This window comes from Kitasatospora sp. NPDC050543, from assembly GCF_044457565.1.
Classification (GTDB): domain Bacteria; phylum Actinomycetota; class Actinomycetes; order Streptomycetales; family Streptomycetaceae; genus Kitasatospora.
This window is the reverse complement of sequence record NZ_JBITGZ010000022.1, coordinates 38,411-50,340: the sequence shown is the minus strand read 5'-3', so window position 1 is coordinate 50,340 and position 11,930 is coordinate 38,411. Positions and strand designations below refer to the sequence as shown.

The 11,930-nt window shown below is 72.1% G+C and carries 10 protein-coding genes and 1 tRNA gene; 4 read left to right on the top strand and 7 right to left on the bottom strand.

What is annotated here, in order from left to right; genetic code table 11:
- Positions 1–78: 78 nt before the first annotated feature.
- Positions 79–252: a hypothetical protein gene (locus ACIBH3_RS24680; RefSeq protein ID WP_396314236.1), complete on the top strand. Its 174-nt coding sequence runs from the start codon at positions 79–81 to the stop codon at positions 250–252.
- A gap of 330 nt (positions 253–582) precedes the next feature.
- Positions 583–1,944 carry a restriction endonuclease gene (locus tag ACIBH3_RS24675; protein WP_396314235.1) on the top strand — a complete coding sequence of 454 codons (1,362 nt, stop codon included), beginning with the start codon at positions 583–585 and terminating at the stop codon, positions 1,942–1,944.
- A 183-nt stretch (positions 1,945–2,127) separates the two neighbouring features.
- Here the strand turns inward: ACIBH3_RS24675 and ACIBH3_RS24670 are convergent.
- From ACIBH3_RS24670 to ACIBH3_RS24645, 6 genes are all read right to left on the bottom strand, one after another.
- A tRNA-Pro gene (locus ACIBH3_RS24670) sits at positions 2,128–2,201 on the bottom strand.
- A gap of 139 nt (positions 2,202–2,340) precedes the next feature.
- Positions 2,341–3,627 carry an MFS transporter gene (locus ACIBH3_RS24665; protein WP_396314313.1) on the bottom strand — a complete coding sequence of 429 codons (1,287 nt, stop codon included), beginning with the start codon at positions 3,625–3,627 and terminating at the stop codon, positions 2,341–2,343.
- Positions 3,628–3,858: 231 nt separating this feature from the next.
- The gene (locus ACIBH3_RS24660) at positions 3,859–4,674 is read right to left on the bottom strand and encodes a DUF1684 domain-containing protein (RefSeq protein WP_396314234.1); all 816 of its coding nucleotides are present in this window, start codon (positions 4,672–4,674) and stop codon (positions 3,859–3,861) included.
- Positions 4,675–4,876: 202 nt separating this feature from the next.
- Entirely contained in the window at positions 4,877–5,731 is an 855-nt protein-coding gene (locus ACIBH3_RS24655; protein WP_396314233.1) for an acyl-CoA thioesterase, read from the bottom strand.
- A gap of 282 nt (positions 5,732–6,013) precedes the next feature.
- Entirely contained in the window at positions 6,014–6,682 is a 669-nt protein-coding gene (locus tag ACIBH3_RS24650; protein WP_396314232.1) for an alpha-ketoglutarate-dependent dioxygenase AlkB family protein, read from the bottom strand.
- Positions 6,683–7,198: 516 nt separating this feature from the next.
- Positions 7,199–7,963 carry a transglycosylase family protein gene (locus ACIBH3_RS24645; protein ID WP_396314231.1) on the bottom strand — a complete coding sequence of 255 codons (765 nt, stop codon included), beginning with the start codon at positions 7,961–7,963 and terminating at the stop codon, positions 7,199–7,201.
- A gap of 607 nt (positions 7,964–8,570) precedes the next feature.
- On the opposite strand from ACIBH3_RS24645, the gene ACIBH3_RS24640 reads away from it, so the two are divergent.
- Complete coding sequence (locus ACIBH3_RS24640) at positions 8,571–9,518, top strand: hypothetical protein (RefSeq protein ID WP_396314230.1); 948 nt, start codon at positions 8,571–8,573, stop codon at positions 9,516–9,518.
- A 195-nt stretch (positions 9,519–9,713) separates the two neighbouring features.
- Positions 9,714–10,259 (top strand): hypothetical protein, encoded by a 546-nt coding sequence (locus tag ACIBH3_RS24635; protein WP_396314229.1) that lies wholly within the window; start codon positions 9,714–9,716, stop codon positions 10,257–10,259.
- Positions 10,260–10,451: 192 nt separating this feature from the next.
- On the opposite strand, the gene der is transcribed toward ACIBH3_RS24635, so the two are convergent.
- Positions 10,452–11,894 carry a ribosome biogenesis GTPase Der gene (gene der, locus ACIBH3_RS24630; protein ID WP_396314228.1) on the bottom strand — a complete coding sequence of 481 codons (1,443 nt, stop codon included), beginning with the start codon at positions 11,892–11,894 and terminating at the stop codon, positions 10,452–10,454.
- Positions 11,895–11,930: the final 36 nt, after the last annotated feature.

Genomic DNA, 11,930 nt, shown 5'->3' with positions numbered 1-11,930 from the left:
CTCCGGAAATTCTCCGCTGATCAGCTGCCCGAGCAGTGCGCCTGTCATCGTCAACCACCCTGCTGTAGAAGTGGACTTGTGGCAGACGATGAAGAAGGTGCGGAACCCTGGGTCCGGTTGCTGCGCCGCGAGCAGACGGCACGCAACATCCGAGCCTCTGGAATCACCGTGCCGCTGGATGCCGTCCTCGACCTGTGCAACCGCCCGGTGCGCACGCACGACGGTAACCCTTCTCCGCTCCCGCCCGAATGAGCGCTCCATCTCCTCGGCGGTGCCGGCACGTTGCGCCCCTGCACCGCTTGCTCCGTCCCCGCTCGGACCGCACGGCGGATTTCCGGCGGCCCCAGCCGGGTAGGGCTGCTGGCATATCGCGCGGGCAGCGCGGGCCCCACGCGGGTTCGCGCTGTCACGGACCAGGGGGTGGACTGGGTGGCACGCCGAAAGACTGTGGCGGAAATCCTCGCCGAGGCGTACCGCCTGAAGCAGCAGGCGCGAGCCGCAGAGGCACAGCGCGGGACGCAGCAGCCGACGACCCGCCAGGCCTCCGCACCGGCGGCTCAACCCCGCCCCAGGAAACGGAAGGTGGACCCCGCCGTCGAACATGCCCGGCTCCTGGCCGTCGGCGAAAAGCACCTCCAACGCGAGGAGGCCGCCCGCGCCAAGGAAGCCGCTCGCGTAGAGGCCGAGTTGGCCAAGCGCCAGACGGCCCGCCGCCGGGCGGAGGAAGCAAGGAAGCGCGAGGACGCCCAAGCCGAGAAGGAAGCCCAGCGGCAAACCCGGCAAGCGGATACGGCCCGGCTCAAAGCCCAGGCCGAGGCGGGCACCGCCGAGTGCAACCGGCGCCGCGAGGAACTGGAGACAGTCCTGCTCCTACGTCCCGAGGGCCTCGAGCTATGGCATCCGCACATCGAACAGGCATTCACCCACGAGGGTCCCCAGGGCGTCGCAGAGCTGGTCGAAGACCTGCTGCAGCGCTCCCCCGTGCCCCCGGGGTGCCGAACGGCAGCCCACGCGGTCTACGTCCCCGAGGCCCAGCAACTCCTGGTCGAAATCGAGCTTCCGAACCACGAGATCGTCCCCGCGGTGACCTCCTACCGCTACGTCGCCCAGCGGGCCGAGGTCGTCCCCCAACCCGCCAAGCAGGCCGAAGTCCACGACGCCTACGCCCGGCTGGTGTCCCGCCTGGCCCTCCGGGCACTGGACGAGGCGTTCACCGCCACACCGGCAGCATTCGTGGAGACCGTCATCCTCAACGGCCGCGTCAACGCCACGGATCCGACGACCGGCCAGGCCGTCCGGGCGTGCGTCGTCAGCGTCGTCGCCCAGCGCAAGGACTTCGCCGATCTCGTCCTGGACGAACCGCGTCTCGACCCGCAGCAGTGCCTCCACCGGCTCGGCGCCACCGTCTCCAAGCACCCTCACGACCTGGAACCGGTCACACCCATTGTCGAGGCGGACCTGTCCCGCTACCGCATCATCACCGACACGGCCGTGGTAGCCACCCTCGACAGCCGGCCCGACCTGCTCCGGATGAACCCTTACGACTTCGAACGCCTGGTCCGCGAACTCTTCGAAGCCATGGGCTACGAGACCTGGCGCACCCAGGGCTCCCGCGACGACGGTGTGGACGCCGTCGCGACATTGGCCGACCCGACCGGATCCACCATCTTCGCCATCCAGGCCAAACGCTCCAAGAACGTGGTCCCGGTGAACACCGTCCGCGCCATGTCGGGCGTCATGCAGGACAAGGATGCCGGCTACGGCATCGTCGTCACCACCTCGTGGTTCGGCAAGGACAGCTACGACTTCGCCCATCGCAACGGCCGCCTCCGCCTCATCGACGGCCGCAACCTCAAAGCCCTGCTCACCGAGCACCTGAACATCGACGCCCTGATCGGGCTGCCCAAGGTCCCCCCGGGCTGGCAGGCCGGCGACCTCGTGTAGGTGCGAACGCGCGGCCGCCGCACCGGGTTGCGGCGGGCCCTCAGCCGATGGCTGCGGTCCCCAGCCGGTCCCCAGCAAGATCGCAAAGCGGCGGCATCGCAGCCGCGCACCACCTGTCGGGCCATCAGCAAAAAAGCCGCTGGCCTGGGATTTCTCCCGGCCAACGGCCTTCCGACATCACTGTCGGGACGACAGGATTTGAACCTGCGACCCCTTGACCCCCAGTCAAGTGCGCTACCAAGCTGCGCCACGTCCCGTGGTCTCGGTGCCGTTGAGCGGGGCCTGGCGGCTTTGCTCTCTGGCTTCTCGACCCGTCCCCGGTGTCCCGGTGACGTGGAAAACAATACAGCACGTCGGGGGGTGCTCGCTGCCAGGTATCGGGGGGCGTGGTGCAGGTCAGGGTGTGGGGTGGCGGGCGTCGTAGCGGAGGAAGGCGGGGCGGCGGGCGGCGAGAAGGAGGACGGCCGCGACGCAGGCGAGGCCGCCGCTGACGACGGAGGCGGCGGGTGAGGCGAGGGAGGCGACGGCTCCGGACTCGAAGTCGCCTAGGCGGGGGCCGCCGGCGACGACCACGATGAAGATCCCCTGGAGGCGGCCGCGCATCTCGTCGGGGGCGGCGACCTGCATCATCGTGTTGCGGAAGATCATGCTGACGGTGTCGGCGCAGCCCGCGACGGCAAGCAGGAGGAGGCCGAGCCACAGGTGGCGGACGAGGCCGAAGGCGGCGATCGACAGGCCCCAGGCGGTCACGGCGGCGAGGACCGCGGCGCCGTGGCGATGGACGCGGGTGATCCAGCCGGAGAACAGGGCGCCGATCAGGGCGCCGACGGCCGGGGCGGAGACCAGCAGGCCCACGGTACGGGCGTCGCCACCGAAGAAGCCGACCGCGATGGCGGGGAAGAGGGCCCTGGGCATGCCGAAGATCATCGCGGCGAGGTCGGCCAGGAAGCTGGTGCGCAGGTTGGGCTGCTCGCGCAGGAAGCGCAGCCCGTCCAGGACGGAGGCCCGGCCCTTGCCCTCGCCGAGCGGGCGCATCGAGGGCAGCCGCCACATCGCGTAGAGGGTGGCGCTGAAGGCGAGGGTGTCCAGCAGGTACGCGGACTGTGCGCCGTAGGCGCCGATCAGGACGCCGCCGAACATCGGGCCGACGGTGAGGCCGAGGTTCATGCTGACGGTGTTGAGGGCGTTGGCGGCAGGCAGTTGATGACCCGGTACCAGCCTGGGGATCATGGCCGAGCGGGCCGGGGAGCTGACCGCGAAGAACCCGGCCTGGACGGCCACCGCCGCGTACAGCACCAGGACCTGGCCGAGGCCGATCAGTGCCTGGCTGGCCAGGACGGCGGAGACCACGGCCAGGCCGCCCGAGCCGATCAGGCCCAGCCGGCGGCGGTCGACGCTGTCAGCGATGGCGCCGCCGTACAGGCCGAAGGCGATCAGGGGGAACAGCGAGCAGAGTCCGACCAGGCCGGTGGCGAAGCTGGAGCCGGTGAGGTCGTAGACCTGGACCGAGACGGCGACGGCCGTCATCTGCTGCCCGATCGAGGAGACGGCCTGGCCGAACCAGATCCGGCGGTAGTCCGCGTTCTCGCGTAGCGGGCTCAGGTCGGCGAAGGCACCGCGTGCGGCGCGGCGGTACCAGCGCGGGCGGTCCTGCTCCGTGCCCGGCGGCGATGGCGCGGGCACCGGCGAGGCCGACGGGAGGGACGGGAGGGCGGCGGGGTCGGGTGTGGGGAGGTCGGTATCGGCGGCGGGGCCACCCGCGGCGGGTTCGTTGGTAGGCACAGTGATTCATGGTGGGCGCACCGCCGGGGCCGTCGGCCACCGGGGTCGGGGTTCGACGGCATCCGGCCGGGCGGCACCGCCTCCGCACCGCTCGGCCGGATGCCACCGCGCCGGCTACCGTGCTGCCGCGCGCTACCTCGTCAGCACCTGCTTCTCGCCCGCCTCGACGGCCAGCGGCAGCCGGTTGCCGGGCGGCGGGAAGGGGCAGATGTAGTGGTCCGCGAAGGCGCAGGGGGGCAGGTAGGCCCGGTTGAGGTCGAGCACGGTGCGGCCGTCGGTGTCCGGCGCCGGGAGGGTGATGAAGCGGAAGCGGTAGGTGTCGCGGCCGCTGGTCGCGTCGGCGATGACGCCGGTGAGGCGGTCGCCGGCCCGGCTGACGGTGAGGGTGTGGTGCTCACCGACCAGGGTGAAGGCGATCCGGCCGGTGACCTCCATCGGCCGCTCCCGGCCGTCGACATTGGGCACCACCACGGCCTGGTCGTCCGCGAACGGCGTGAAGACGGCCGGGACGGCCCACTCGGGCGAGTACGGGTACGCGGAGATGCCTGCGAAGGCGGCCCGCCCGGGCGCGGCCGGGTCGAAGACGCGCAGGGCGAGCTCACCTTCGCGCTCGATCGGGACCAGCCGGAGGTCACCGAGGGTGGCGACGTCGGCTGCCGGGTCGGTGTCGGGGCGCAGCAGCACCTCACCGTCCACCAGGCCGTCCGCGGCTGCGCCCGCACCCGCACCTACGCCCGCGCGCGCGATCACGATTCCGTCGGCTGCCACGGCCCGGAGGCGGATGCCCTCGGAGTCCGTCCACCAGCGGCCTGGCAGGCAGGGGAGCTCGCCGGGCTCGGGCTCCAGCCAGTGCGTGCCGGTGAGCGCGAGGTGGCCGTGCGGCGCGCTCACGGCCGCTGCCCGGCCGTCGCTCCAGTGCTTCCACTCCTCGGCGGCGGTTGCTGTCATCGGAACCCTCCAGTGCGGCGGATATCACAGGCGGATGTCACAGACGTCAACGCTCGGCCCGGGGCCGGATCATTCCCCGCAGGTCGGAGCGAAGGCCGCCTGCCCTGTCCCAGCGGGCCGGGTGAGGCAGGGCGGCGCCCCGCAGTAGGGGCCAGCAGGGGCCAGTAGGGGTAGGGCAGGCAGGGCAGGGCAGGGCAGGCCGTCACAGTGGGCGGAACAGCCCCTCCTGCATCACCGACACCACCAGGCGGCCGCTCCGGTCGAAGATCTGCCCCCGGGCCAGCCCGCGAGCGCCGTGCGCGATGGGCGACTCCTGCTGGTAGAGCAGCCACTCGTCGGCGCGGAAGGGGCGGTGGAACCACATCGCGTGGTCCAGCGAGGCCATGTCGAAGTGCCGGTGGCCCCAGAGCGGCTCGACCGGCGCGCGGACGGCGTCCAGCAGCGTCATGTCACTCGCGTAGGTGAGGGCGCAGACGTGGATCAGCGGGTCGTCGGGCAGGGCGCCGTTGGTGCGCAGCCAGACTCCGCTGCGTGGCTCGACGCCGGCCAGCTCCTCCTTGGTCCAGCGCAGCCGGTCGACGTAGCGGATGTCGAAGGGCTGACGGCGGCTGATGAACGGCGGCAGCTCACCGAGCTTGGAGCCGACCTCCTCCAGGGCGCTCGGCAGGTCCTCGGCGGCGGGCACGTCGGGCATCGCGTCCTGGTGCTCGATCCCGCCCTGCTCGGGGACGTGGAAGTCGGCGGTGAGCGCGAAGATCGAGCGGCCCTGCTGGATGCCGAGCACCCGGCGGGTGGTGAAGGAGCGGCCGTCCCTGATCCGGTCGACCTGGTAGACGATCGGGACACCGGGCACACCGGGGCGCAGGAAGTAGGCGTGCAGTGAGTGAACGGGGCGGTCGCCCTCCACTGTGCGCCCCGCCGCGACCAGCGCCTGACCGGCGACCTGGCCACCGAAGGTGCGCTGCAACTCCTCCTCGGGGCTGCGGCCGCGGAAGATGTTCAGCTCGATCTGCTCCAGGTCGAGCAGTTCGACGAGTTGGTCGACGGGGGTTCCCATGGGTGCGCTTCCTCTCGCCGGCGGCCCGGGCGAGGTCCTCCGCCCGGCTGCTGCCTTACGTCCAGTCGAATTCTCCTTCGACTCCGGGAATTCCCGCCGCCCGGGGTGGGCGCTCGGGGTATCCCGGCCGGCGGCCTCCGTACCAGGTCACCGGGATCGCACGGGTGACGCGGATGACCGGGATCACGTGGATCACACGGCTTACAGGGACGAGCGGGATCACGTGGATCGCCGGGACAGCGCGATCACCGGAAGCAGCGGGAACCAGCCGGATCAGCCGGATCAGCCCGGCAGGCCGGACTGCCGGACCGTGATATTGAGGCGGCCGACCAAACCCAGCTCCGGATCAGCGGTGCCCGCCAGGGTGCGGACGACCCCGTGGTACGCGTAGCGGGCGGGGCCTCCGAAGACCAGCAGATCGCCGCTGCGCAGTTCCAGGTCGGCCCAGGGGCGGGTACGGGTCTCGGTGTTGCCGAGCCTGAAGACGCAGCTGTCGCCGAGCGAGAGGGAGACCACGGGGGCGTTCGCCCGTTCGTCGCGGTCCTGGTGCAGGCCCATCTTCGCGCCGTACGGGTAGTGGTTGACCACGGCGACGTCCGGATCGTACGCGGCGGCGCCGGTGACGTCGGCGACCGCGTCGCCGTACGCCCGCGCCAGCGCCCGTTCTGCCAGCTCGCCCAGGAGGGGCGGGAAGGGCTTGACGGGGGTACCGTCGGCGGCGGTGCGGGAGTAGCCGTAGGGGTACCAGTGCCAGCCGAGGCTGACCATGTGGACGGACATCACGCCGCCGGTCGGCATCCGGACGGTGTGCATGCCGGCCGGTGGCCTGGCCCACTCCCGGCAGGCGGCGACCAGCCGCCGCTGCTCGGCCCGGTCGAGCCAGTCGGGCACGTGCACCACGCCGGGCGCCGGTTCGGACCGGGTACGGGGGAAGAGCTCTTCGTCCGCCACAGGACCATCCTGCCGTGCCGCCCGGCGGGCTGCGGGCCGCACTCCTGTTCCCGCGGGCCCTGCCCGCCCTCTCCCCCACCCGTGCCGGGGTCGCCGCCTCCGGTGTCGTCGCCCGGGAGCATGCCGAGGTATCGGGCACAAGCGGGCGAGGCGGGCGGGGCGGGCGGGCCGGACTGGTGTGGCGGAGGTTACTGAGGTGGTGCATGGGGCAACCGGAACATTGACCGAAGCACCCCTGCGTCGGCAACGCGGACGGCCGCCCTCTCGCGGTGAGCGAGAGGGCGGCCGTCCGAATGCGCGCCGGGTGGGCGTGCGCGGCATGAGCCGAGCCGAGCCGAGCCCGACCAAGCCGTCGCACGGGCCGGGCCGGAACCGAACCGGGCTACCGGCCGGCCACCGTCGGAAGCCGACGACCGTACGGGCACGATCGAGAACGTGCCGGCGGTCGAACAGATGACGGACAGACAGCTGACGTGCGAGCAGCCGAACGGCGGCCGACGGTCAGCCGGCTGACGATCAGACAGCCAGGGTCTGACCCGGGAAGATCAGGTTCGGGTTGCCGCCGACGACCTTGGCGTTGTCGTTGTACAGCGACTTCCAGTCGGTGCCGTTGGCAGCGGCGATGCTGCTCAGGGTGTCACCGGCCTTGACGGTGTAGTTGCCGGCGTCGCTCTTCGCGGCGGGCTTGGCCGGCTTGGCGGGCTTCTCGGCCTTGGCGGGCTTCGCCGGCGCGGCGGCCTTCGGGGCCGGGGCGGCGACGCTGTCCGAGGAGGTGGCGGCCGGCTTGGCGGCGCCCTTCGGGGCCGGGGCGGCGGCCGGGGCCTTGGCGGCGGGGGCAGCCGGGGCGGCGGGCTTGGCGGCCGGGGCGGCGGTGTCGACCTGGGCGGCGGCGCCACCGGCGGTCAGACCGGCCTTGACGGAGCAGACCGGCCAGGCGCCGGGGCCCTGCGAGGCGAGGACCTTCTCGGCGATGGAGATCTGCTGCGCCTTGGTGGCCAGATTGGCCTGCGAGGCGTACGCGGTGCCACCGAAGGCGGCCCAGGTGCTGGAGGTGAACTGCAGGCCGCCGTAGAAGCCGTTACCGGTGTTGATGGCCCAGTTGCCGCCGCTCTCGCACTGGGCGACCTTGTCCCAGGTCGCGACTGGGGCGGCGGAGGCCGAGGTGGCCGTGACGAGGCCGGCCACCGGCAGGGCGGCGACAGCGCCGGCCATGACGGCCATCCGAACGCGGTTGCGCTTGGCGGAGGTGGTGACAGCGGCGGTCTCGTTACGGAAGGTCATGAGGTTCCTCTCGACAGCCCCGGGCGGGCATGCGGAACCAGACCCTCGGGGGTCCGAAATCGCCTGCCTCGTCCGCTGGGCGGCCGTGCACGTGTCGGACGTGCCATGCCGCCCTGGCCACCTCCACTCACCGGCGACCTGTTCGAGCTGGTCGAGCCGGTGGGCACCATCCCTCCTCGCCAGGAGCGGCGCGGAGGGGACCTTGCCGGGGTGAGCCGGCGGGCCGTGCGTCGGGGGTGAACCCGGGTGGTGCTCGTTGCACCGAGAACGAAGCTACGAGTGCGCCGCCCGGGAGCCAAACAGGTTGGTGTCGTCCCAGCTCAGCCTGCTGTTACCCGGGGTAATGACCTTGGAGATGAACCCAAATTGTCCGTTATGCGCATCATTTCCTTGATCAAATAGCGCCCCGACATGGCCTACCTCACAGTTCGTCCACGCTCCGAATTCGTCCCACATCGACAGATTGTGATCGGACGACCACCCTCGGCACTCAGATCAGCGGCAAAACCCGCCAACCCCCGAACCCACCCGTGACCCCTGACACAGGGGTCCGTTGGAATTGGCGGCCGGGACGCCCGTGCCACCCCCGAACAAACGAGGAGTCTTCGTGCCCCGCATGCTCGATGTCAGCGACGAGGTCAGGTCAGAGATCGGCGACGACGAGGCCGACCGCCTGCTCCGTGGCGACCACGCGCCCGACAGCTACGAGTGCACGTCCTGCCGGACGCCGGGGTACTCGCAGCAGGAGCCCACCAGCACCGTCCTGTTCGTCGGGGACGAGACGGCGGTGCTGGCCTTCGCGCACTCCCGCTGCATCCCCTCCCAGGTGGTGTCGGTTTCGGAGGAGCAGCTGCTGGGCGCCGTACGCAGCATCAGCGAGTCCCAGACGGCCCAGACGGGCAGCCCGGCGACGCCGGCCCCCGCGCCCGCCGTCACCGTTCCCGCCCAGGGCGGCGCCTCAGGCTTCTCAGGTGCGTCGGGTGCCCCTGGTGCTCCTGGTGTCCCTGGTGCCTCGGGCCTCTCAGGTGTCACCGGCATCCCGGCCGCCGCTCCGGCCGCGCAGGCCGCCCCGCCCGCCGCCGGCCAGGCCGCCATTCTCGGCATCACCTGCGGCCTGGTGCTGCACGGCGCCACCGGGCACGCCGCGCTGGTGGTCGAACCGACCGGGCCGGTCGGCCGGCCGGGCAACACCTCGGGTTCGGACGAGTTCCTCGGGCTGCTCGAGGACGCAGGCTTCCACCCGACCGCCGACATCGACGTCGCGCCGCCCGTGCTGAGCGGCTGGTCGGTGCTGGTCGCCATGGGCAAGCTGCACGCGATCCTGCAGCCGGCAGCGGCCGGCGGCAGCACCGGCTGGTGGCAGGCGCACCAGCCGCTCCAGGTCACCGAGGCCTGGCGGATCGCGGCGGGCCAGCAGTCTCAGGTCAGCATGTACGCGGTGCCGGCAGGCACGGTGGGCCGCCAGCCGCGCGAGGACCTGCTGCGGCAGGCCCTGGAGAAGGCGGCCAAGCAGGGGCAGGTGGTGGCCGCGTCGCTGCCGCTCGCGGGGACCTGAGCCGACCTACAGCGCGACGCCGTCCCAACGGGGCTCCGGGGGGCGGGTGGCCCGGCACCCGGCGGAGCGCGGGGCGAGCCGCCCGGCCGCCCGCTCTCGCCCCCGGAGCGCCCGTCCCCGGACCGCCCGGGCAGGGGGCTCCAGCGGGGTGCCCCGACCCCGCATCTCCCGGCGGTCTCGCTCGTTGGCTGATACGTGTACAGCTACGACGTCGCCGCAGCCCACCGTCAGCCCACCAGCTCCCGCTCGATCCCGGGAATGCGCCCGTCGTACGACGCGGAACACCCGAACTCCACGACGCCGATCTACGACGAGCTGTACTCCGAGTACCGGCGGCTGTTCCGGGCCCTGCCCGGTGACCGTTCGGGTGAGGAGGACCTGCGGTTCACCGGCTTCGCCGTCCGCGACACGCACTCTGAGCGGGCCGACGCCCGTCCGCAGCCGCCGCAGTCACAGGCTTTCCACACCTACGCGGGGCAGGCGCTCGGCACCCCGCAGTTCACGCCCGGCCAGCACGGCCAGCAGGGCGGGTCCGGCGGCGGGTCCGGTGGTGGACAGGGCAGCGGGCAGAACAACGGGCAGCAGACCGGGCAACACCTCACGCACACCAGCGGCCAGTTCGCCAACGGTCAGGGCTGGGTCGCGGCCGGCTACCTCGGCTCGGTGCAGCCCGCCGAGGCGACCACCGGTGGACGGCACCGCAGCCTGCTGTCCCTCCCGCCCGGCCGTAGCGACTCCTGAGAGCGCACCGGGCCGGCCGGGCGACCGCCCGGGCAACCAGCCGGCGAACGGTCGGGCAGCCGGACACAGGAAGGCCCTGGTACCCCCGCGGGGGTACCAGGGCCTTCCTGGTTCAGCCGATCAGCTCAGCAGCCGATCAGCTCAGCAACTCAGCAACTCAGCAACTCAGCAACCGGGCAACTCGGCGGCGGATCACTTGCGGCGGCGCTTCTCGCGCACCCGCACGGAGATCGAGATCGGCGTCCCGACGAAGCCGAACTCCTCCCGCAGGCGGCGCTCGACGAAGCGGCGGTAGCCCGCCTCCAGGAAGCCGGACGCGAAGAGGATGAAGCGCGGCGGGCGGATGCCGGCCTGCGTACCGAACAGGATCCGCGGCTGCTTGCCACCGCGGATCGGGTGCGGGTGCGCGGCGACGAGCTCACCGAGGAAGGCGTTCAGGCGGGCGGTCGGGACGCGGGTCTCCCAGCCGGCCAGCGCGGTCTCGATCGCCGGGACGAGCTTCTCCATGTGGCGGCCGGTCAGCGCGGAGACGTTGACACGGGGCGCCCACTGCACCTGGACGAGATCCTTCTCGATCTCGCGCTCCAGGTAGTAGCGGCGCTCCTCGTCCAGCTGGTCCCACTTGTTGTACGCCACCACGACGGCGCGCCCGGCCTCGACGGCCATCGAGATGATCCGGGTGTCCTGCTCGGCGAGGGTCTCGCTGGCGTCGATCAGGACGACCGCGACCTCGGCCTTCTCCAGCGCCGCCGACGTCCGCAGCGAGGCGTAGAAGTCGGCGCCCGCGGTGAGGTGCACGCGGCGGCGGATACCGGCGGTGTCGACGAACTTCCAGGTCTTGCCGCCGAGTTCGATCAGCTCGTCGACCGGGTCACGGGTGGTGCCGGCCAGCTCGTTGACGACCACCCGCTCCTCGCCGGCGACCCTGTTCAGCAGGCTGGACTTGCCGACGTTGGGACGGCCGATCAGGGCGACCCGGCGCGGGCCGCCCGGCGCAACGCCGAAGGTCTGCGGCGGGGCCTCGGGCAGCGCGGCCATCACGGCGTCCAGCAGGTCGCCGGAGCCGCGGCCGTGCAGGGCCGAGACGGGGTACGGCTCGCCGAGGCCGAGCGACCACAGGTAGGCGGCCTCGGCCTCGGTGGACTGGCCGTCGACCTTGTTGGCGCAGAGCACGGTGGGCTTGCCGGCGCGGCGGATGAGCTTGATCAGCGCCTCGTCGGTGTCGGTCGCGCCGACGGTGGCGTCCACGACGAAGAGCACCGCGTCGGCGCTCTCGATGCCGAGCTCGGCCTGCGCGGCAACCATGGCGTCGATGCCGAGGACGTCGAGCTCCCAACCGCCGGTGTCGACCAGCTTGAACCGGCGGCCGTTCCAGGTCGCCTCGTAGGAGACGCGGTCACGGGTGACGCCGGGCTTGTCCTCGACGACCGCCTCACGGCGGCCGATGATGCGGTTCACCAGGGTCGACTTGCCGACGTTGGGGCGGCCGACGACGGCCAGCACCGGCAGCGGGCCGTGGCTGCCGTCACCGAGCATGTCATCGCCGTCGAAGCCCTCCTCGGCGGCGAGAGCCATGAACTCGGCGTAGTCGGCGGCGTCCAGCTCGCCGGGGCCGGCGGTGATCTCTTCGGTCATGTTCGTCTGTCCATTTCCCGGCACAGGCCCTTCCCA